This is a genomic window from Enterobacter sp. BRE11 (assembly GCF_031844285.1).
GTDB lineage: Bacteria > Pseudomonadota > Gammaproteobacteria > Enterobacterales > Enterobacteriaceae > Pantoea.
The window spans coordinates 122,311-142,090 of the sequence record NZ_JAUZUX010000001.1; the positions used below are offsets into that span (position 1 = coordinate 122,311).

Below are 19,780 nucleotides of genomic sequence, written 5' to 3' on the forward strand. Positions count from 1 at the left end.
CCTGCTTTTTGTCTCAGGCCCGCGCCCGGGTGTAGACTCGGTGCCTCAATGCTTTCACACGGAATAAGTCATGAGCTATCGCGTAATCGCCCTCGACCTTGACGGCACACTGCTGACGCCCGCGAAAACCATCCTGCCCCAGTCCATCGAGGCGCTGAAGCGTGCCCGTCAGGCGGGCGTCAAGGTGGCTATCGTCACCGGCCGTCACCACTGCGCCATCCACCCTTTTTATCAGGCGCTGGAACTCGATACACCCGCAATCTGCTGCAACGGCACCTATTTGTATGATTATCAGGCGAAAAAGATGCTGGCTGCCGACCCGCTGGATAAAGACCAGGCGCTGCGCGTGATTGAGATGCTGGATGAGCAGCAGATTCACGGCCTGCTCTACGTCGACGATGCGATGCTCTATCAGACGCCGACCGGCCATGTAATACGCACCCTGAAATGGGCGGAATCGCTGCCGCCGCATCAGCGTCCGCTGTTTGTTCAGGTGCCAGACCTGGCGCAGGCGGCGCGCGACGCGCAGGCGATCTGGAAGTTCGCGCTTTCCCATGAAAACAGGGCCGAACTGCAGCAGTTTGCGACGCGTGTGGAAGCGGAGCTGGGGCTGGCGTGCGAATGGTCGTGGCACGATCAGGTGGATATCGCGCAGCGCGGCAACAGCAAAGGCAAGCGGCTGGCGGAGTGGGTCGCCTCGCTCGGCTTCTCCATGCAGGAAGTCATCGCCTTCGGCGACAACTATAACGATCTGAGCATGCTGGAGGCCGTCGGGCTGGGCGTGGCGATGGGCAATGCGGACGAGGCGATCAAGGCGCACGCGAAACGGGTGATCGGCACCAACCTTGAGCCGGGCATCGCCGAGGTGATTGCGCAGCAGCTGCTTTAATCAGGCGGCAACCGATACGCTTTTAATCTGGGCATAGAGCCACTGATCGGGCCGAATGCCCAGCTCATCCCGCGCCCAGGGCGAAATGCGCGCCCAGAGTTCGCTGACGCCGATGCGCAGACGCACCTCGACCTGATCGCCCACCTCCAGCAGCTCCACCACCTGCGCTGGCAGGATATTGCGTATCGAGCTGTGCTGCGGCGGCTGCAGCGCCAGCGAGACGTCCGCCGAGGCAATACGGATGCGCAGCGGGGTTTTCACCGGATAGTTAACCCGGCTCACCCAGATATGCTGGTCGCCGAGCGACAGCGCGCTCATGGGATAGTCGGGATGATGCTCCAGCACCTGCACGCGCAGCACGCTGGTCAGCTCGCTTACCGGCAGCCAGGGGCGCATCGCGCTGCTGCTCCAGACTTTTTCCAGCGGGCCGAACGCTTTGACGCCGCCGCGATCGAGCACCAGCACGTTTTCCGCCAGCTGCAAAATTTCATCAAGGCTGTGGGTGACGTAGAGCACCGGGATTTCGACCTGCTTCGCCAGCTTCTGCAGATAGGGCATCAGCTCGCGCTTGCGCGGCAGATCGAGCGAGGCGAGCGGCTCGTCCATCAGCAGAATATCGGGCGCGCTCAGCAGCGCGCGGCCAATGGCGACGCGCTGCTTTTCACCGCCGGAGAGCGACAGCGGAAAACGATCCAGCAGCTTTTCCAGCCCCAGCAGCGCTACCAGCGCGTCGAACTGCCCTTTCATCGCGGGCGACATGCCGTAGTGCAGATTGCCGCGCACGCGATAGTGCGGAAACAGCCGCGCATCCTGAAACACATAGCCGACGCGGCGTTTTTCCGGCGGCAACATCACCCTCTTCTCCACGTCGAGCAGCACACGCCCGTTAAGCGCAATCGTGCCGCGCTGCGGCTGCGTCAGCCCGCTGATGGCGTTGATCAGCGATGTCTTGCCGGCGCCGGAGACGCCGAATACCGCAGTAATCCCCTTCGCTGGGATCTGCGCGTCGATATCGAGCTGGTGCTCACCCAGCCGCTGCGAAAAGTTCAGCGTCAGCATCAGGCGCCCATCCTTTTACGGCCCCAGCGCGCCAGCCATTCGGAGAGGAGCAGCGACAGCAGCGCCAGCGCAATGGCGATAGCGCAGAGCCGCGCCGCCGCGCCCTCTGCGCCTGGCGTTTCAATCAGGGTGAACATCGCCAGCGGCAGCGTGCGCGTCTCCTGCGGAATATTGGAAACGAAAGTAATGGTAGCGCCGAACTCGCCCAGCGAGCGGGCGAAGGCCAGCACGGTGCCGACAATAATGCCGGGCAGCGTCAGCGGCAGCGTGATGGTGAAAAAGACGCGCCAGCGCCCGGCGCCGAGCGTGCGCGCCGCCTGCTCCAGCCGCATATCCACCGCCTCCAGCGCCAGCCGGATGGCGCGCACCATCAGCGGAAAGGCGATGGCAGCGGAGGCGAGCGCCGCGCCGCGCCAGCTAAAGGCGAAGCTAAAGCCGAACCAGTCGTAGAGATACTGGCCAATTATGCCGCGTCGACCCAGGCCGATCAGCAGCAGATAGCCCACCACCACCGGCGGCAACACCAGCGGCAGATGAATAAGGCTGTCGAGCAGCGATTTGCCTGGAAACTGGCAGCGCACCAGGATCCAGGCCATAAGGATGCCAAACGGCAGGCTGAACAGCACCGCGATGCTGGAGACTTTCAGGCTAAGCATCACTGCCTGCCATTCGGGATCGCTGAGTATCATGCTTTTGGAGAGAATCCGTAATGTTTGAACACCGCGGCCGCTTCCGGCCCTTTCAGGTAGTCATAAAACGCCTTCACCGCAGCGTTGTTATGCGCCTTGACGATCGCCATCGGATATTCCACCGGCTTGTGGCTGGCAGCCGGGAAAGTGCCGACAACCTGCACTTTGCTGCTGGCTACTGCGTCCGATCCGTAGACGATACCGTAGGGCGTCTCATTGCGCTCGACCAGCGCCAGCGCGGCGCGTACGTTATTGGCGCGCGCCAGCGAGGGCGAAACCTGCTCCCAGGCGCCCAGCGTTTGCAGCGCTTCCTGCGCGTAAATGCCCGCAGGCACATGATCGGGATCGCCGACCGCCAGACGCTCGCCTTTCAACAGGCTTTTCCAGTTGGTCTGCTGATTCAGCGTAACGGGCTTCGCGCTGTCGCCGCGCGGCGCCACCAGCACCAGTTCATTGCCGAGCAGGGTCACGCGCGTGGCGTCCTCCATGCTCTTTTTGGCGACGGCGTCATCCATCCATTGCTGGTCCGCTGAGATAAAAAGATCGGCGGGCGCGCCCTGCTCAATCTGACGCGCCAGCGTAGAGGAGGAGGCAAACGACGACACCACCTCGACGTCGGTTTTCTTTTTATACTGCGTCGCAATCTCCTGCAGCGCGTTGGTCAACGACGCGGCGGCGAAGACGGTGACTTTCTCAGCGGCGGCGGCCTGACCGGCCAGCGTGATGCTCAGCGCGGCGGCGATGCCCCAGCGGATTGATGGTAATGACATGGGTGTTCTCCTGTTTTGCGTTGTATAGTCGATGATACAACGCCCACCTGGGGGAGCGTGATAAAATTATCGGCAGAAAGAGAGGAAGGTTGAGCGAAAGCAAATAAAAACGCCCGCTTGAGCGGGCGTCGTAAAATCAGCGGGTGGAGCGTGAAGCGTGCTCGCGGCGGCCAAATTTCGAGATGACGTTGAACACCTCGCCCAGGCCATAAATCAGGCCCAGCATAATCGCCATCACCACCGGCACCATAATCACCGCTACAGCAAGGCTTTTTAACAGTTCCAGCATGGAAGTCTCACTCAGCAAAGCAAAAAAGTGATTGTAACGTCTGAGGAAAAAAACGCACTGCCCTTTTCGTGCTTTTACTTTTTACGTTGCTCCCCGCTATGATCGTGGCATTCACACGTTCTGGAGACGCCACCATGCAGGCTGAACTTTCCCTCTCCATCCGGCTGCAGCAGAAGCTGTTCGCCGATCCGCGCCGTATCGCGCTACTGAAACGCATCCGCGAAACCGGCTCCATCAGCCAGGGCGCGAAGCTGGCGGGCATCAGCTACAAAAGCGCCTGGGACGCGATCAATGAGATGAACCAGCTGGCTGACGACACGCTGGTCGAGCGCGTGACCGGTGGCAAAGGCGGCGGCGGCGCACAGCTGACGCGCTACGGCGAGCGGCTTATCCAGCTGTTTCAGCTGCTGGAGCAGATTCAGCAAAAGGCGTTCGACGCGCTGCAAAACGACGCCGTGCCGCTCGACAGTCTGCTGGCGACTATCGCGCGCTTCTCCCTGCAGACCAGCGCGCGCAACCAGCTGTTCGGCACCGTAGTGGCCCATGACCAGCAGCACGTGGTGCAGCATCTCCAGGTGCGGCTCGCCGATGGCGGCACCCAGCTTAGCGTGGCGCTGACCGAGCGCAGCGTGGCGCGCCTGCAGCTTGAGGCGGGCAAAGAGGTGCTGGTGCTGATCAAAGCGCCATGGATTCAGGTGAGCCGGGAGGCGTCACAGGCGGATAACCAGCTGCGCGCGCAGGTGAGCCAGATTGAACCCGGCGAGCAGATGAGCGAAGTGCTGATGACGCTGCCGAGCGGCGAATCGCTCTGCGCCACGCTCTCTAACCAGCAGGTGCAGCAGCAGAATCTGCAGCCGGGCGACGCCGTCACGGCAAGTTTTAATGCCGAACACGCGATTATCGCTACGCTGCTCTGACCTGCGCGCCATGATTTGACTTCCCTGACGGCACTGGGTACAACCCGGTATTACAGTGCGTAAAGTGGAACACATCATGGCATTATTGCAAATTTCGCAAGGCACGTTTCGTCTTAGCGACACCCGATTACTCAACCTGAACGATCTGCGACTGACGGGCGGCCAGAGCTGGGCCTTCGTCGGTGCCAACGGCAGCGGCAAATCGTCGCTGGCGCGCGCGCTGGCGGGCGAGCTGGCGCCGGAAAAAGGGGAATTCTCCAGCCGGTTCGCGCGCCCGACGCGCCTGTCGCTGGAACAGTTGCAAAAGCTGGTCGCCGACGAATGGGAACGCAACAACACCGATCTGCTGAGCGAAGGCGAAACCGATACCGGCCGCACCGCGCTGGAGATTATCCAGGATGATGTCCAGGACGCGGCGCGCGCGCTGGCGCTGGCGGAGCGCTTCGCCATCGGCTACCTGCTCGATCGGCGCTTTAAATACCTTTCAACCGGCGAGACGCGCAAGGTGCTGCTCTGCCAGGCGCTGATGAAACAGCCCGACCTGCTGATCCTCGACGAGCCTTTCGACGGCCTCGACGTCGCCTCGCACGCCAGCCTGACGGAGACGCTGGCGAACCTGCAGCAGCCCGACGTCGCGCTGGTGCTGGTGCTTAACCGCTTTGACGACATCCCCGATTTTATTCAGCAGGTCGGCGTGCTGGCGGAGTGCACCCTGACCCACGTTGGCGCGCGCGAGGCGATCCTGGCGGAAGCGCTGGTGGCGCAGCTGGCGCACAGCGAACGGCTGGAGGGCATGGCCCTGCCGGAAGCGGATACGCCCGACCATCTGCCGACGCTGGCGCAGGATACGCCGCGCGTCATCCTGCGCAACGGCATGGTCTGTTACAACGAAAAGGCGATAATCAACGGGCTGAACTGGCAGGTCAATGCGGGCGAACACTGGCAGATTGTCGGGCCGAACGGCGCCGGAAAATCGACGCTGCTGAGCCTGGTGACCGGCGATCATCCTCAGGGCTACAGCAACGATCTCTGGCTGTTCGGCATCAAACGCGGCAGCGGTGAAACCATCTGGGATATCAAACAGCACATCGGCTACGTCAGCAGCAGCCTGCATCTGGAGTATCGCGTCAGCGTCAACGTGCGCACCGTGATCCTCTCCGGCTTCTTCGACTCCATCGGCCTCTATCAGGCGGCGTCGGAGCGGCAGAAGGCGCTGGCGCGGCAGTGGCTGGCGCTGCTCGGTATGGATAACGCGCTGGCCGACGCGCCCTTCCATAGCCTCTCCTGGGGCCAGCAGCGGCTGGTGCTGATCGCCCGCGCGCTGGTGAAGCATCCGGCGCTGCTGATCCTTGACGAACCGCTGCAGGGGCTGGATCCCATCAATCGCCAGCTGGTGCGCCGCTTCGTCGATATTCTGATCGGCGAAGGGCGCACCCAGCTGCTGTTCGTTTCGCACCACGCGGAAGACGCGCCGCGCTGCATCACCCATCGACTCAGCTTTGTGCCTGCCGCCGAGGGCTACGCCTGTCAGCAGGCGCGTCTGGATTAACATTCGCGACGCCGCCAGGCGGCGTCCGCTTTCCCTCGTTAGCCCGAGGATGTAACCGCTACCATTGCTCTGCCCTTTTCACCCTCTTCTTCTCAAGAAAAAGGCTTTGAATAAGAATTTTCAGCTTGTGTAAACGATTCCATTTATCCAGACTTGATCACGCTTTATCGCGCGCTGATGTGCTACTTTTTAACCCTGCCTTTCTGGCTTTTTGACGTTAACCAGGACTCAACATGGAAAAATTTAACCCGGTCGATCATCCGCATCGCCGTTACAATCCGTTGATCGATCAGTGGATCCTCGTTTCGCCCCACCGTGCCAAACGTCCCTGGCAGGGCGCGCAGGAAACTCCTTCGCAAGAGACGCTGCCAGCGCACGATCCCGACTGCTTTCTCTGCGCGGGCAACACGCGCGTCACCGGCGACAAAAACCCCGATTATAAAGGCACTTACGTTTTCACTAACGATTTCGCCGCGCTGATGACCGATACGCCAGAAGCGCCGGAGAGCCGCGACGTGTTGATGCGCTGCGAAAGCGCGCGCGGCACCAGCCGGGTGATCTGCTTCTCGCCCGATCACAGCAAAACGCTGCCGGAAATGTCGCTGCCCGCGCTGGAAGAGGTGGTAAAAACCTGGCAGGCGCAGACCGCCGAGCTCGGCCAGCACTATCCCTGGGTGCAGGTTTTTGAAAACAAGGGCGCGGCGATGGGCTGCTCCAATCCCCATCCTCACGGCCAGGTATGGGCCAACAGTTTCCTGCCTAACGAGGCGCAGCGCGAAGATGAGCATCAGCGCGCCTACTATGCCGCGCACCGCTCGCCGATGCTGGTGGATTACGCCGCGCGCGAACTGAGCGACGGCAGCCGCACCGTGGTCGAGACCGAGCACTGGCTCGCAGTGGTGCCCTGGTGGGCGGCCTGGCCGTTCGAAACGCTGCTGCTGCCGAAAGCCCATATCAAGCGCCTCAACGATCTTTCGCCAGAACAGAGCGCAGATCTGGCGAAGGCGCTTAAGCAGCTGACCAGCCGCTACGACAACCTGTTCCAGTGCTCTTTCCCCTACTCCATGGGCTGGCACGGCGCGCCGTTCAACGGCGAAGAAAACGACCACTGGCAGCTGCACGCGCACTTCTACCCGCCGCTGCTGCGCTCGGCTACGGTTCGCAAATTTATGGTCGGCTACGAAATGCTGGCTGAAACCCAACGCGATCTAACGGCGGAACAGGCGGCAGAGCGTCTGCGTGCCGTTAGCGATATTCATTTCCGCGAGGCACAACAATGTTAAAAACCACCACGCAGCAGATTTTCAACGAGACCTTCGGCTATGCGCCAACCCACACCATTCAGGCGCCGGGCCGCGTGAACCTGATTGGGGAACACACTGACTACAACGATGGCTTCGTGCTGCCGTGCGCCATCGACTACCAGACCGTTATCGCCTGCGCGAAGCGCGACGATCGTCAGGTGCGCGTTGTGGCGGTGGATTACGATAATCAACAGGACAGCTTCTCGCTCGACGCGCCGATCCTCAGCGTGAAAGAGCCAATGTGGGCAAACTACGTGCGTGGCGTGGTGAAACACCTGCAGCAGCGCGACGCCAGCTTCGGCGGGGTTGATATGGTCATCGCCGGCGACGTGCCGCAGGGCGCGGGCCTCAGTTCGTCGGCATCGCTGGAAGTGGCGGTCGGCACCGTGTTTCAGCAGCTCTATCACCTGAAGCTCGACGGCGCGGCCATCGCCGTCAACGGTCAGGAGGCGGAGAACCAGTTCGTGGGCTGCAACTGCGGCATCATGGATCAGCTGATCTCCGCGCTGGGCAAGAAAGATCACGCCATGCTGCTCGACTGCCGCACCCTCGGCACCCGTCCGGTTTCAATGCCGAAGGAGGTCGCGGTGGTGATTATCAACTCCAACTTCCGCCGTAATCTGGTCGGCAGCGAATACAACACGCGCCGCGAGCAGTGCGAAACCGGCGCGCGCTTCTTCGCTCAGCCAGCGCTGCGCGACGTGGATATCGCTCAGTTCAAAGCGGTGGAGCATGAGCTGGATCCGCAGGTCGCGAAACGCGTGCGTCACGTGTTGACGGAGAACGCCCGCACGCTGGAGGCGGCCGACGCGCTGAGCAAAGGCGACCTGAAACGCATGGGCGAGCTGATGGCGGAATCGCACGCCTCAATGCGCGACGACTTCGAAATCACCGTGCCGCCGATCGACGCGCTGGTCGAGATCGTCAAGGCGGAGATCGGCGATTGCGGCGGCGTGCGCATGACCGGCGGTGGCTTCGGCGGCTGCGTGGTGGCGCTGATGCCGTTCGATCTGGTGGATCGCGTGAAAGCCGCGGTGGCGGAACAGTACGAAGCGAAAACCGGCATCAAAGAGACCTTTTATGTTTGCACCGCCTCAGAAGGAGCGGGCCAATGCTAAGCGACGTGAATTCACATGCGCCAGACGGTCAGCCCTGGCGCATTACCGTGCTGCGCAACGCCAGCGGCATGGTCGCGACCTTTATGGACTGGGGCGCCACCTGGCTGTCGGCGCGGGTGCCGATGCGCGACGGCAGCGTGCGCGAAACCCTGCTCGGCTGCGCCACGCCGTCTGACTATCTGCACCAGGACGCCTATCTCGGCGCCACCATCGGACGCTACGCCAACCGCATCAGCCAGGCGACGCTGACGCAGCAGGCGATTCAGCTCGCGACGAATCAGGGCAAGCACCAGTTGCACGGCGGCCCGCAGGGCTTTGACAAGCGCCGCTGGCAGATCGTCAGCCAGAGCGAGAGCAGCGTGGTTTACCGCCTGGACTCGCCGGATGGCGACCAGGGCTATCCCGGCAACCTGCTGGCGCAGGTGCGCTATGAGCTGGACGACGACAACTGCCTGTCGATCAGCTATCAGGCAGAGGTCGATCGGCCCTGTCCGGTCAATCTCACCAACCACGCCTACTTTAATCTTGATGCGCATCATGGCGACGCGCGCCAGCATCGCTTACAACTGCTGGCCGAACATTATCTGCCTGTCGACAGCGAGGGCATTCCCAGCGCGCCGCTGAAAGCGGTGGCGGGCACCAGCTTCGATTTTCGCGCGGGCAAAATTGTAGCGCAGGATTTTCTCGCCGACGCCGACCAGCAGGCCGTGAAGGGTTACGATCACGCCTTTCTGCTCGACAGCGCCGGTGACGCCAGCCAGCCCGCCGCGCACCTCTGGTCTGCCGACGGCGAACTGCAGCTGACCGTGACCACCGCCGCGCCCGCGCTGCAGTTCTATACCGGCAACTATCTGGCGGGAACGCGCGCGCGGGAACAGGAAAGCTATACTGCTTTCCAGGGCATTGCGCTGGAGAGCGAATTTTTACCCGATTCGCCGAATCATCCTGAGTGGCCCCAGCCCTCATGCTGGCTGCAGCCGGGCGAGCGCTGGGAGTCAGTGACGCGCTACCGCTTTACGCCGCGCTGAGCCGCCTGAAAAACGCGCAGTGCGTCGCCGACAGGCTTACACCCTGCGCCGTTTTCCGCTATGGTATGGCGCTATCCATGTGCCGCCGGGCGCGCGCGTCGGGTTGGTTGCAGCAAGGTTTCCATTATCGTAGAAACATCAAAGAGTTAAGGAGTTAACTATGGCCGTAACTAAGCTGGTTCTGGTCCGCCACGGCGAAAGTCAGTGGAACCAGGAAAACCGCTTCACCGGATGGTATGACGTGGATCTTTCTGATAAAGGTCGCACCGAAGCCAAAGCAGCCGGTCAGCTGCTGAAAAAAGAAGGTTTCGTCTTTGATTTCGCTTACACCTCCGTACTGAAACGCGCCATTCACACTCTGTGGAATGTTCTTGATGAGCTGGATCAGGCCTGGCTGCCGGTAGAGAAGTCCTGGCGTCTGAACGAGCGTCACTACGGTGCGCTGCAGGGGCTCGATAAAGCGGAAACCGCGGCCAAATATGGCGACGATCAGGTGAAACAGTGGCGTCGCGGCTTCGCGGTGACGCCGCCGGAGCTGGATCGCAACGACGAGCGTTTCCCGGGCCACGACCCGCGCTATGCGAAGCTGAGCGCTGAGCAGCTGCCGACCACCGAGAGCCTGGCGCTGACCATCGATCGCGTTATCCCTTACTGGAACGAGAGCATTCTGCCGCGCATCAAGAGCGGTGAGAAAGTGATCATCGCGGCGCACGGCAACTCCCTGCGCGCGCTGGTGAAATACCTCGACAACATGAGCGAAGATGAGATCCTTGAGCTGAACATCCCGACCGGCGTACCGCTGGTGTATGAGTTCGACGAGAATTTCAAACCAATCAAACACTACTATCTGGGCGATGCCGACGAGATTGCAGCGAAAGCCGCCGCCGTCGCGAACCAGGGTAAAGCAAAGTAAGCGCAAGCTGAAAGGTAAAAAGGCCAGACACTGTCTGGCCTTTTTTATGGCTGCGAATTGAATGTTGAACACTATAAAGACGCACGGCATTCAAAACGCGGCAAGCATGGACCAAAGAGCAAAGCGTCCCGCGCCATGGACAAAAACGCCAGGAGCGTTTTTGAACAACGCAGCGCATTGGCCCGTTTACGGGCGCACCTCAGGGATGAGGTGCGTATCCGCGCGGGCCGAGCGAGCATGGATGCAATGGACTTTGCGATCGGTCCATGCTTGCCACGTCAGCACCTTGCTGTCCTTCGCTTTTAATCAGCCGCGGCGCTGTTTCACCGCAGCAGCCAGCTGGCGCAGCACCTTGTCGGTGTCAGCCCAGCCGATGCAGGCGTCGGTGATGCTCTTGCCATAGACCAGCGGCTCGCCGCTCTCCAGGCTCTGGTTGCCCTCGACCAGGTGGCTCTCGATCATCACGCCAATCACGCCGCGCTCGCCGCCGGAAATCTGCGCCGACACGTCATCCGCGACGTCCAGCTGCTTCTGATACTGCTTGCTGCTGTTGGCGTGGCTGAAGTCGATCATCACCTGCGGCGGCAGACCCGCCTTCTCCAGCCCGCTTTTCACCGCGCTAACGTGCTGCGCGCTGTAGTTCGGCTCTTTGCCGCCGCGCAGAATAATATGGCAGTCCGCGTTGCCGCTGGTTTCGACAATCGCCGAATGACCATACTTGGTCACCGACAGGAAACAGTGCGGCGAACCGGCAGCGTTGATGGCGTCGATCGCCACCTTGATGGTGCCGTCGGTGCCGTTCTTAAAGCCGACCGGACAGGAGAGCCCTGACGCCAGCTCGCGATGCACCTGCGACTCGGTGGTGCGCGCGCCGATAGCGCCCCAGCTCATCAGGTCCGCCACATACTGCGGCGTGATCATATCGAGAAACTCGCCCGCCGCCGGCAGGCCGCTGTCGTTGATCTCCAGCAGTAGCTGGCGCGCCAGGCGCAGGCCGTCATTCAGCTGGAAGCTGCCGTCCATATAGGGATCGTTGATCAGCCCTTTCCAGCCGACGGTGGTGCGCGGCTTTTCAAAATAGACGCGCATCACCACTTCCAGCTCGTCTTTCAGCTCGTCGCGCAGCGCCAGCAGGCGCGAAGCGTATTCCTTCGCCGCCTGCGGATCGTGAATTGAACAGGGGCCGATCACCACTAGCAGACGATCGTCCTCGCACTGCAAAATCTGATGGATAGCTTCGCGCGCGCGAGCAACGGTGCGCGCGGCATTATCGGTTGCGGGGAACTTTTCCAGCAGCGCAACGGGAGGCAGCAGCTCTTTAATATCCCGAATACGTAAATCATCATTCTGGTAATTCATAAATCATTCCATTTATTCCTGGCCCAACGCGCGTCGGGCACAACCCAACCAATTTATCCGGTTGCGCCCGGAGTGTAAATTCAGGACGCCTCTTAAAGGCTTGCATGAGATTTGCATTTATAGGGTTCTCAGCTAGGCTTTTATATGTAAGCACTGAGGAACGCTTCGCTTACATTATTTATCTCTTCCGGAAGACCTTTGGGTGAAATTAAATTTCGCCGGAATCGCTTTACGTCAAACTGCACCATTGGGTTCAAAACAGCAGCTATCATTGATTACAGGAGCATAATGATGAATAAGTTTGCACTTATCTTTCTGACGGCAGCAATGACTTTAGGCAGCGGCGCGGCAATGGCTGACAATAACGGCACGGCTAACCAGGCGGCTGAAGCAGGCGCAGCAGCGGGCGGCGCAAAACAGAATCTGCCGCCGAATAACGTCGACAACAGCAATATCAATAATACCGGCACCAACACCAATCCTGCGGCCAACGGCGGCAGCACCAGCGGCAGCAATATGTCCGCCAATGAGATGGACCAGAATAGCCAGTGCAAAGACGGCAAATGCCCCGATATTAACAGCAAGGTGCAAACCAAAGAGGGCGGCGGCACCGTCGACCGCAAAACTGACGGCACCTCGCAGTAATATCCTCTGGAGAGCTTCGGCTCTCCATTATTTTTCTCTGGGTTAACTTCCGCTATGCTGGGGCAATGAATTCTGTCAGGAAACGTTCATGGCCTCGCTGTTGTTAATAGACGATCATCCACTGGTCGAAGTGGCGCTGGAAGCGGCGCTCGATCGCGCCCCCTTCTCCATCCTTTTACGTTCCGCCGCCAGCGAACAGCAGGCGCGCCAGCTGCTGACGCAGCCCACCGACATTATCGTGCTGGACATCGGCCTGCCGGACGGCGACGGGCTGGAAATCCTGCGCCGCCTTAAAATCCACTTTCCACAGATCCCCGTGCTGATCTATTCGGCACAGCAGAGCAGCCACTATGTGCGCAGCGCGCAGGCGCTGGGCGCGGCGGGCTACGTGGTTAAAAGCCAGCGTATGGAGCAGCTGCTGAGCGCGATCCTCGCGGTGCTGGGCGGTCAGCTCGCCTTCCCGCCTGAAGTGACCGTCTCCGCTCTGCCGCTCACCAGCAAAGAGCAGCAGGTGCTGGCGCTGCTGGCTACGGGCCTCTCAAATCTGCAGATTGCTGAGCAGCTGCATATCAGCAATAAAACCGTCAGCACCCATAAAAAGAACATTCTGGAAAAAACCGGCGCGCGCTCGGTGGTGGAGCTGGCTGACCTGTGGAAAGCGCAGCAGTGAGGCGCTTCCTGCTGCTGCTGCTGTTGCTCTTTCTGACGCCCCCCCTGACCTGGGCCGAACTGCGGCCCGTCAGCAGCCTGGATCTGCCGATGATGATGCCGGTCAGCGGCGCCGACGCGATGCAGGGCAAGACGCTGCGCGTCGGCCTGCTGGAGGAGAGCAATGCGCCTTGGACGATGCGCGTCGGTGACGAGCTCTATGGCCTTGACGCCGACGCGCTGGCCGCACTGCATCAGCTCACCGGCGCCCGCTTCGCGCTCAGGCTGTTCGCCGATCGCGCGCAGCTAATGGCGGCGCTACAGAGCGGCCAGATCGATTTTGCGCTGGGCGCGCTGCCGAACCCGCTACCGGCGGGTGTGCTGCACAGCGAAAGCTGGTTCAGCAGTCCGCTGCGCATCTATCGCAGCCAGCGCAACGCGCGCGCCGTGATGTTCAACAGTGAGAATGCACAGCTTGCCATCAGCCAGGTCACGCTGGCGCAGCTGCCGGCGACGGTGGCGCAGAAGCACCGCTGGCGCACCTACAGCAACGATCTGCAGGCGATTTCGACGCTGCTTAATCAGCAAAACGACTACGTGGTGGCGGATGAGATCAGCGCCAGCTTTCTGCTTAGCCAGCTGCAGCAGGGCGAGATTTACCAGATCGCCTCGCAGCTGGATGTCGGCCAGCTGACGCTGCGCGCCTTCGCCCGCGACGCCGCGCTGATTGACTGGCTCAACCAGAGCCTGCGCCAGCTGCCCGCCGAACTGGCGACCAGCCTGCAGTCGCGCTGGGGCGCCCCGCTGCCGCGCTATCAGGATACGCAAACCCTGATGCTGAGCGCGGCGGAGCGCGCCTGGCTGAGCGCCCATCCGGTGATCGACTACGCCGCAGAGAGCGATAACGCTCCCTGGAGCTACCGTGACGGCAACGGCGCGGCTCGCGGCTACAGCGTCGATCTGCTTAACGCTATTGCGCAGAGCAGCGGCGTGCGCTTCGCGCCGCGCTGGGTCGCTGGCCCACAGCAGGCGGACGAACTGCTGGCGCAGCGTCAGGTGATGCTGCGGCTGACGCAGCCGCTCAGCGGCGACGCGGCGCAAAACGCCACGCTGCCGGTCTGGCGCGCCCTGTGGGGCATCTACAGCCGCCGCGACGCCAGCTTCAGCCGCTGGCACGATCTGGCGGACAAGCGGGTCGGCATACTGCGCGACGACGTCGCGACGCGGCTGCTGCCGCCCGAGGTGACGCCGCAGGTGTTTGCCGATCGCGCCAGCCTGTACGACGCGCTGGCGAACGGGCAGATCGACGCGCTGGCGGATAACGTGCTGTCGGCGCGCTGGCGCATCGCCGCGCGCTACGGCGATCGGCTGCGTCTCGCCTTCGCCGCCAGCGATATCGCCTGGCCGGTGGCGCTGGGCGTCGCCGCCGACCAGCCGCTGCTGCGGCCGCTCATCAACCGTGCGCTGCAGCAGATACCCATCGATACGCAGCGGCAGATGCGCGACGGCTGGCTGACGCCGCCGCAGCCGGGCAATGCGATGACGATGCGCGCCCTGCCTCAGCTGGTGCTGGCTGCGGCGGGCGCCGCCATCGTTGTACTGCTGCTGCTGCTGGCGCGCCGCTACTGGCAGCAGCGGCGCGAACGCCTTCAGCGTCAGCAGGCCGAGCGCGCCAACGCGATGAAAAGCCAGTTTCTCGCCACCGTCAGCCATGAGCTGCGCACGCCGATGCAGGCGATCCTCGGGCTGCTGGAGCTGGAAAAAGCGCGCTCCGCCAACCTGTCGCTGGTCTACAGCAGCGCCCGCTCGCTGCTGACGCTGCTCAACGATCTGCAGGATCATGCGCGCATCGAGAGCAACAGCTTTACCCTCGCACCGCGTCCGCTGGCGCTGGAGCCGTGGCTGGCGCAGCAGCAGCGCTTTTACCATCCGCTGATGCGCACCGGCGGCCCGACGCTGATCGTCGAGGCGCTGACGCCGCTGCCCGATCGCGTGATGATCGACGCGGATCGGCTACAGCAGGTGATCAATAACCTGATGACCAACGCGCTAAAATTTACCGTCCAGGGCGAAATACGCCTGACGCTCGCCGTCGATGAGCAGCTGATTTTCACCCTGCGCGACAGCGGCAGCGGCATTCCGCCGGAAGAGCAGCCAAAGCTGTTCGATCCCTGGTATCAGGCGCCGTCGGGCAAAAAGGTGTCGGTGCAGGGCAGCGGCCTGGGGCTGTTTATCTGCCGGGAGATTGTGCAGCGCATGGGTGGCGATATCGCGCTGCGCTCACAGCCCGGCCACGGCACCGAAGTCACGGTAACGCTGCCGCTGGAGCGCTGCGAGGCTGCGCCGCAGGAGAGCGCCGTGCTGCCCCGCTACGCCGCGCTGCGCTGCGCCATCGTCGACGATCATCCGGCCAATCTGATGGTGCTGCAGCAGCAGCTGGCGCGCTTCGCCGTCGAGGCGGAGTGCTTTGCCGACGGGCGCGCCCTGCTGCGCGCAGATGCTGAACACCCCTACGATCTGCTGTTTATCGATCAGATGATGCCGCGTCCGGATGGCCAGCTGCTGCTACGGCTGCTGCGTCGCCGCGATCGTCAGCGTCAGCGAGCGGCGCTGCGGGTGCTCTGCTCCGCCGACGCGCAGCTGCTCAGCCTGCCGCTGCAGGCGAACGAGCGCGTGCTGATTAAGCCGGTGCAGCTAGGCGATCTCGCCGCGCTGCTGGCGCATTTCGATCGGGATCCGCTGGCGGCGCTGGATAGCAACCTGCGCCAGCTGGCGCAGAGCAGCGAGAAGTTTCTGACGCGGCTCAGCCATACCCTGCGCGACACGCTGAACAACGACGTGTCGCGCATCACGGCGGCGCGCGCGGCGCGCGACTGGCCGCAGCTGGCGGAAGCGGCGCACCGCATGAAGGGAAGCTGGCTGCTTATCGGCCTGGAGCAAGGCGCCGAACTCAGCCAGCGGCTGGCGGATCGGGCCAACGCGCAGCAGGACGCGCCGGATGAATGGGATTTGCTACTATTACTCACCAACAGGTTACTGATAAAACTGGACTCTTATGGCTCATAACCACGCTCACAGCGCGCCGGCGGGCAATCGCAAACGCCTCGCGGCCGCATTCGCCGTGACGGCAATCTTTATGCTGGCGGAGGCGGTCGGCGGCTGGATTTCCGGCTCGCTGGCACTGCTGGCCGATGCCGGGCACATGCTTACCGACGCTGCCGCGCTGCTGATGGCGCTGCTGGCGGTGCAGTTCGCCCAGCGCAAGCCCAACGCCCGTCATACCTTCGGGCTGCTGCGCCTTACCACGCTGGCGGCCTTCGTCAACGCCATCGCCCTGCTGGTGATTACCGCGCTCATCGTCTGGGAGGCGCTGCGTCGCTTTTACCAGCCGCAGCCGGTGACCGGCGGCCTGATGCTCGGCATCGCGGTTGCGGGCCTGCTGGCCAATATGCTGTCGTTCTGGCTGCTGCACCACGGCAGCGAAGAGAAAAACCTCAACGTGCGCGCCGCCGCGCTGCACGTGATGGGCGATCTGCTGGGTTCGGTGGGCGCGATTGTCGCCGCGCTGATTATCCTCTATACCGGCTGGACGCCCATCGACCCGATTCTGTCGCTGCTGGTGTCGCTGCTGGTGCTGCGCAGCGCCTGGTCACTGCTGCGCGAGAGCCTGCACGAACTGCTGGAGGGCGCGCCGGAGGTGATCGATGTGCAGAAGCTGGGGCGCGACCTGACGCTGAATATCCCAGAGGTGCGCAACGTCCACCACGTGCACGTCTGGCAGGTCGGCGAAAAGCCGGTGGTGACGCTGCATGTGCATGTGATCCCGCCATACGACCACGATGCGCTGCTGCAGCGCATCCACAGCTATCTGCACCAGAAGTATCAAGTTGGGCACGCCACAGTGCAGATGGAGTATCAGCCGTGCGCCACGCCCGACTGCGAGCTGGGCGTCGACGGCGGCTCAGCGACGGCGTATCACCATCATCATCACGGTGAAGAGGCGCACCATCACTGACGCGCCAGCGCGCGCGAGCCGTGCTGCCGTGCGCTGGCGATCCACAGGCGCGAGCCGTTGAGTGCGATCAGCGTCAGAATCAGATATTCCAGCGCCATGGCGTAGACGCCCTGGCGCGCGAAGATCATCACGCTGATCACGTCAATAACCACCCACAGCAGCCAGTTCTCGACATATTTACGCGTCATCAGGATCATCGCCACAATGGAGAGCACCATCATGCTGGCGTCCCAGAACGGGAAGGCGTCGGGCTGCAGCGTCGGCATCGCCACCTGCAGGCCGAGCGCGTTCATCAGCGACACGGCGGTCTGCGTCAGGAAGGCGAAGACCGGGTCGATATAGCGTGTCATTAGCGCAACGGCGACGACGCAGACCGCGCCCCATCCCAGCGCCTTCGGCAGCGGCAGCCAGCGGATTTTCAGCGCCGCCTGGCGATCGTCGGTCTGCCGGCTCCAGGCGTACCAGCCATAGACGTTGGCGACGAAAAAGAAGATCTGCAGCAGCAGGCTGGCGTAGAGCTGGATCTGGAAGAAGATGGCGGCGAACAGCGTGACGTTAATCAGGCCGAACGGATAGTTAATCACTTTCTCCAGGCTGGCGAGCCAGATGCAGAGCAGACCCGCCAGCGTGCCGATGGCCTCAATCCAGGAGAGATCGTAGCCGCCTGCGCCGAGCGGGATATGGACCAGGATATTGCTTGTGCTGAAAAAATCCATCATTGGTTCCTCAGGCGTTCCCTTTTACCTTCAGTTTGAGATCCGCAGCGAAAGCGAGCATGCGGTTGAGCGGCAATAATGCCGCCTCGCGCAGCGCGGCATCAACCTCTATTTCATGCTGTGCGCCGCCCTGCTCCAGACCCTCGGCGATAGCTTTCAGGCCGTTCATCGCCATCCACGGGCAGTGCGCGCAGCTGCGGCAGGTCGCCCCTTCGCCTGCGGTCGGCGCTTCCAGCAGCGTTTTTCCCGGCACCGCCTGCTGCATTTTGTAAAAGATGCCGCGATCGGTCGCCACGATCATCTGCGGATGCGGCAGCTGCTGCGCCGCCTGGATCAGCTGGCTGGTGGAGCCGACCGCGTCGGCAAGATCGACCACCGCCTGCGGCGATTCGGGATGCACCAGCACCGCCGCGTCGGGATAGAGCGCTTTCATGCGCAGCAGCGCCTGGGTTTTGAATTCGTCATGGACGATGCAGGCGCCCTGCCAGCAGAGCACGTCTGCACCGGTTTTCTGCGTGACATAGCGGCCAAGATGGCGATCCGGCGCCCAGATGATTTTTTCGCCCAGGCTGTCGAGATGGTCGATCAGCTCTACCGCGATGCTGGAGGTGACCACCCAGTCGGCGCGCGCTTTGACCGCCGCCGAGGTGTTGGCGTAGACCACCACGGTACGGTCGGGATGGGCGTCGCAGAAGGCGTTGAATTCGTCGATGGGGCAGCCGAGGTCGAGCGAGCACTCCGCCTGCAGCGTTGGCATCAGCACGGTTTTCTCCGGGCTGAGGATTTTGGCGGTTTCGCCCATAAAACGCACGCCCGCCACCAGCAGCGTCGACGCCGGATGCGCGCTGCCGAAGCGTGCCATTTCCAGCGAGTCCGCCACGCAGCCGCCGGTCGCTTCCGCCAGCGCCTGGATTTCCGGGTCGGTGTAGTAATGCGCCACGATAACCGCGTCGCGCTCTTTAAGCAGCCTTTTGATTTTACTCAGGTAACATTCTTTTTCATCGTCGCTGAGACGCGCAGGTTTTGCGGGAAAGGGCCAGGCCACGCTGTCTGTATCGAATAAAGCACTCATCACACCGCTCTCGTTTTATCAAATGAACGAAAATCGCTTAAGACGGCGAAAAAGGACGTTCACTCCGCCATCGTGTTTTATATGCTAAACACGATAGCGGAAACGCGCGGCGGTGTCGTGCTCTTTTTTAGGCGTGCGGCGGTGAAGGCTCCTCGGCGAATAGCGGCAGCACGACCGCCTTTTGCGGCATCTCCAGATCCAGCAGGAAGGCTTTGACCTCCAGACCACCAGCAAAACCGGTCAGCTTGCCATTGGCGCCGATGACGCGATGGCAAGGCGCGACGATAGAGACTGGATTTCTGCCGTTCGCCGCGCCGACCGCGCGCACCGCCTGCGGATGGCCGATCTGACGGGCGATTTCGCTGTAGCTGCGCGTTTCGCCGAAGGGGATCGTCATCAGCGCGTTCCACACTTTTTTCTGAAATTCGGTGCCGACGAAATCGAGCGGCAGCGTAAAGCAGCGGCGCTCGCCGGCAAAGTACTCCCGCAGCTGGCGTTCCGCCTCGAGCAGAAGCGGATGCGATTCGTCGTGCGTCTGCGGCAGAAAGCGCGCGCCGTGCGGGTCATCGTTTTTCCAGAGTATGCCTGCGAGTCCGCGATCGCTCGCCACCAGTTTCAGCTCGCCCACCGGCGTGGAGACAAGTTTGTAGTGATACATGATGTTGTTCTCCCTGTTTGAGACATCCGTTATTGTCGCATTTTGGCCACGGCGCGCTGGCCGTTTTCGGCCATCAGACTAAACTGCTTTGCTGTCCGAAAACAGCGAGTCTGCATCAGAAAGCGGGTATAGGCTCTGTTTA

The 19,780-nt window shown here is 62.1% G+C and carries 19 protein-coding genes; 11 read left to right on the forward strand and 8 right to left on the reverse strand.

The window, feature by feature from the left end; all coding sequences use genetic code 11:
- Positions 1 to 70 precede the first annotated feature (70 nt).
- Positions 71 to 889 (forward strand): pyridoxal phosphatase, encoded by an 819-nt coding sequence (locus Q9R34_RS00550; RefSeq protein WP_485892003.1) that lies wholly within the window; start codon positions 71 to 73, stop codon positions 887 to 889.
- On the opposite strand, the gene modC is transcribed toward Q9R34_RS00550, so the two are convergent.
- The 4 genes from modC to Q9R34_RS00570 all read right to left on the reverse strand — a co-directional run bounded on the left by modC (position 890) and on the right by Q9R34_RS00570 (position 3,696).
- Positions 890 to 1,948, reverse strand: coding sequence for a molybdenum ABC transporter ATP-binding protein ModC (gene modC / locus Q9R34_RS00555; protein ID WP_434126745.1), 1,059 nt, complete (start codon positions 1,946 to 1,948; stop codon positions 890 to 892). It abuts the gene before it with no gap.
- Entirely contained in the window at positions 1,948 to 2,637 is a 690-nt protein-coding gene (gene modB / locus Q9R34_RS00560; RefSeq protein WP_434126747.1) for a molybdate ABC transporter permease subunit, read from the reverse strand. The genes modC and modB overlap by 1 nt, the downstream gene beginning before the upstream one ends.
- Complete coding sequence (gene modA, locus Q9R34_RS00565; RefSeq protein ID WP_485892004.1) at positions 2,634 to 3,407, reverse strand: molybdate ABC transporter substrate-binding protein; 774 nt, start codon at positions 3,405 to 3,407, stop codon at positions 2,634 to 2,636. The genes modB and modA overlap by 4 nt, the downstream gene beginning before the upstream one ends.
- 136 nt (positions 3,408 to 3,543) lie before the next feature.
- The gene (locus tag Q9R34_RS00570) at positions 3,544 to 3,696 is read right to left on the reverse strand and encodes an AcrZ family multidrug efflux pump-associated protein (RefSeq protein WP_033751635.1); all 153 of its coding nucleotides are present in this window, start codon (positions 3,694 to 3,696) and stop codon (positions 3,544 to 3,546) included.
- A 134-nt stretch (positions 3,697 to 3,830) separates the two neighbouring features.
- Here Q9R34_RS00570 and modE point away from each other — a divergent pair, with 134 nt between their 5' ends.
- The 6 genes from modE (at position 3,831) to gpmA (ending at position 10,525) form a co-directional block, all read left to right on the forward strand.
- Positions 3,831 to 4,613, forward strand: a complete 783-nt coding sequence (gene modE / locus Q9R34_RS00575) for a molybdenum-dependent transcriptional regulator (RefSeq protein ID WP_485892005.1) — start codon at positions 3,831 to 3,833, stop codon at positions 4,611 to 4,613.
- A 76-nt stretch (positions 4,614 to 4,689) separates the two neighbouring features.
- Complete coding sequence (modF, locus tag Q9R34_RS00580; RefSeq protein ID WP_485892006.1) at positions 4,690 to 6,162, forward strand: molybdate ABC transporter ATP-binding protein ModF; 1,473 nt, start codon at positions 4,690 to 4,692, stop codon at positions 6,160 to 6,162.
- 233 nt (positions 6,163 to 6,395) lie between these two features.
- On the forward strand, positions 6,396 to 7,445 hold the full coding sequence (galT, locus tag Q9R34_RS00585; protein ID WP_485892007.1) for a galactose-1-phosphate uridylyltransferase: 1,050 nt from the start codon (positions 6,396 to 6,398) through the stop codon (positions 7,443 to 7,445).
- Entirely contained in the window at positions 7,439 to 8,584 is a 1,146-nt protein-coding gene (gene galK, locus Q9R34_RS00590) for a galactokinase (RefSeq protein WP_485892008.1), read from the forward strand. The genes galT and galK overlap by 7 nt, the downstream gene beginning before the upstream one ends.
- Positions 8,578 to 9,612 (forward strand): galactose-1-epimerase, encoded by a 1,035-nt coding sequence (gene galM, locus Q9R34_RS00595; protein WP_485892009.1) that lies wholly within the window; start codon positions 8,578 to 8,580, stop codon positions 9,610 to 9,612. The genes galK and galM overlap by 7 nt, the downstream gene beginning before the upstream one ends.
- Before the next feature lie 160 nt (positions 9,613 to 9,772).
- A complete protein-coding gene (gene gpmA / locus Q9R34_RS00600; RefSeq protein WP_033751646.1) occupies positions 9,773 to 10,525 on the forward strand; it encodes a 2,3-diphosphoglycerate-dependent phosphoglycerate mutase in 753 nt (250 codons plus the stop codon).
- Between the two features lie 306 nt (positions 10,526 to 10,831).
- Here the strand turns inward: gpmA and aroG are convergent, their stop codons facing one another.
- A complete protein-coding gene (gene aroG / locus Q9R34_RS00605) occupies positions 10,832 to 11,884 on the reverse strand; it encodes a 3-deoxy-7-phosphoheptulonate synthase AroG (RefSeq protein ID WP_485892010.1) in 1,053 nt (350 codons plus the stop codon).
- Positions 11,885 to 12,172: 288 nt separating this feature from the next.
- On the opposite strand from aroG, the gene Q9R34_RS00610 reads away from it, so the two are divergent.
- From Q9R34_RS00610 to zitB, 4 genes are all read left to right on the forward strand, one after another.
- Positions 12,173 to 12,529, forward strand: a complete 357-nt coding sequence (locus Q9R34_RS00610) for a protein YbgS (RefSeq protein ID WP_434126761.1) — start codon at positions 12,173 to 12,175, stop codon at positions 12,527 to 12,529.
- Between the two features lie 88 nt (positions 12,530 to 12,617).
- On the forward strand, positions 12,618 to 13,199 hold the full coding sequence (locus Q9R34_RS00615; protein WP_485892011.1) for a response regulator: 582 nt from the start codon (positions 12,618 to 12,620) through the stop codon (positions 13,197 to 13,199).
- The gene (locus Q9R34_RS00620) at positions 13,181 to 16,243 is read left to right on the forward strand and encodes an ATP-binding protein (RefSeq protein ID WP_485892012.1); all 3,063 of its coding nucleotides are present in this window, start codon (positions 13,181 to 13,183) and stop codon (positions 16,241 to 16,243) included. Before Q9R34_RS00615 ends, Q9R34_RS00620 begins: the two co-directional genes overlap by 19 nt.
- Positions 16,233 to 17,192: a CDF family zinc transporter ZitB gene (zitB, locus tag Q9R34_RS00625; protein ID WP_485892013.1), complete on the forward strand. Its 960-nt coding sequence runs from the start codon at positions 16,233 to 16,235 to the stop codon at positions 17,190 to 17,192. Before Q9R34_RS00620 ends, zitB begins: the two co-directional genes overlap by 11 nt.
- On the opposite strand, the gene pnuC is transcribed toward zitB, so the two are convergent.
- The 3 genes from pnuC to Q9R34_RS00640 all read right to left on the reverse strand — a co-directional run bounded on the left by pnuC (position 17,186) and on the right by Q9R34_RS00640 (position 19,638).
- Positions 17,186 to 17,908: a nicotinamide riboside transporter PnuC gene (gene pnuC / locus Q9R34_RS00630; protein WP_434126768.1), complete on the reverse strand. Its 723-nt coding sequence runs from the start codon at positions 17,906 to 17,908 to the stop codon at positions 17,186 to 17,188. The genes zitB and pnuC overlap by 7 nt on opposite strands.
- A gap of 10 nt (positions 17,909 to 17,918) precedes the next feature.
- A complete protein-coding gene (gene nadA / locus Q9R34_RS00635) occupies positions 17,919 to 18,980 on the reverse strand; it encodes a quinolinate synthase NadA (RefSeq protein ID WP_485892213.1) in 1,062 nt (353 codons plus the stop codon).
- 127 nt (positions 18,981 to 19,107) lie between these two features.
- A complete protein-coding gene (locus Q9R34_RS00640; RefSeq protein ID WP_434126770.1) occupies positions 19,108 to 19,638 on the reverse strand; it encodes a methylated-DNA--[protein]-cysteine S-methyltransferase in 531 nt (176 codons plus the stop codon).
- Between the last annotated feature and the right edge of the window lie 142 nt (positions 19,639 to 19,780).

Coding starts and splice junctions, on each gene's coding strand:
- galK (WP_485892008.1), top strand. CDS start 7,439: ATGTTAAAAACCACCACGCAGCAGATTTTCAACGAGACCTTCGGCTAT.
- modF (WP_485892006.1), top strand. CDS start 4,690: ATGGCATTATTGCAAATTTCGCAAGGCACGTTTCGTCTTAGCGACACC.
- modC (WP_434126745.1), bottom strand. CDS start 1,948: ATGCTGACGCTGAACTTTTCGCAGCGGCTGGGTGAGCACCAGCTCGAT.
- pnuC (WP_434126768.1), bottom strand. CDS start 17,908: ATGGATTTTTTCAGCACAAGCAATATCCTGGTCCATATCCCGCTCGGC.
- zitB (WP_485892013.1), top strand. CDS start 16,233: ATGGCTCATAACCACGCTCACAGCGCGCCGGCGGGCAATCGCAAACGC.
- Q9R34_RS00615 (WP_485892011.1), top strand. CDS start 12,618: ATGGCCTCGCTGTTGTTAATAGACGATCATCCACTGGTCGAAGTGGCG.
- Q9R34_RS00550 (WP_485892003.1), top strand. CDS start 71: ATGAGCTATCGCGTAATCGCCCTCGACCTTGACGGCACACTGCTGACG.
- Q9R34_RS00610 (WP_434126761.1), top strand. CDS start 12,173: ATGATGAATAAGTTTGCACTTATCTTTCTGACGGCAGCAATGACTTTA.
- aroG (WP_485892010.1), bottom strand. CDS start 11,884: ATGAATTACCAGAATGATGATTTACGTATTCGGGATATTAAAGAGCTG.
- galM (WP_485892009.1), top strand. CDS start 8,578: ATGCTAAGCGACGTGAATTCACATGCGCCAGACGGTCAGCCCTGGCGC.
- gpmA (WP_033751646.1), top strand. CDS start 9,773: ATGGCCGTAACTAAGCTGGTTCTGGTCCGCCACGGCGAAAGTCAGTGG.
- Q9R34_RS00570 (WP_033751635.1), bottom strand. CDS start 3,696: ATGCTGGAACTGTTAAAAAGCCTTGCTGTAGCGGTGATTATGGTGCCG.
- Q9R34_RS00640 (WP_434126770.1), bottom strand. CDS start 19,638: ATGTATCACTACAAACTTGTCTCCACGCCGGTGGGCGAGCTGAAACTG.
- modE (WP_485892005.1), top strand. CDS start 3,831: ATGCAGGCTGAACTTTCCCTCTCCATCCGGCTGCAGCAGAAGCTGTTC.
- galT (WP_485892007.1), top strand. CDS start 6,396: ATGGAAAAATTTAACCCGGTCGATCATCCGCATCGCCGTTACAATCCG.
- nadA (WP_485892213.1), bottom strand. CDS start 18,980: ATGAGTGCTTTATTCGATACAGACAGCGTGGCCTGGCCCTTTCCCGCA.
- modB (WP_434126747.1), bottom strand. CDS start 2,637: ATGATACTCAGCGATCCCGAATGGCAGGCAGTGATGCTTAGCCTGAAA.
- modA (WP_485892004.1), bottom strand. CDS start 3,407: ATGTCATTACCATCAATCCGCTGGGGCATCGCCGCCGCGCTGAGCATC.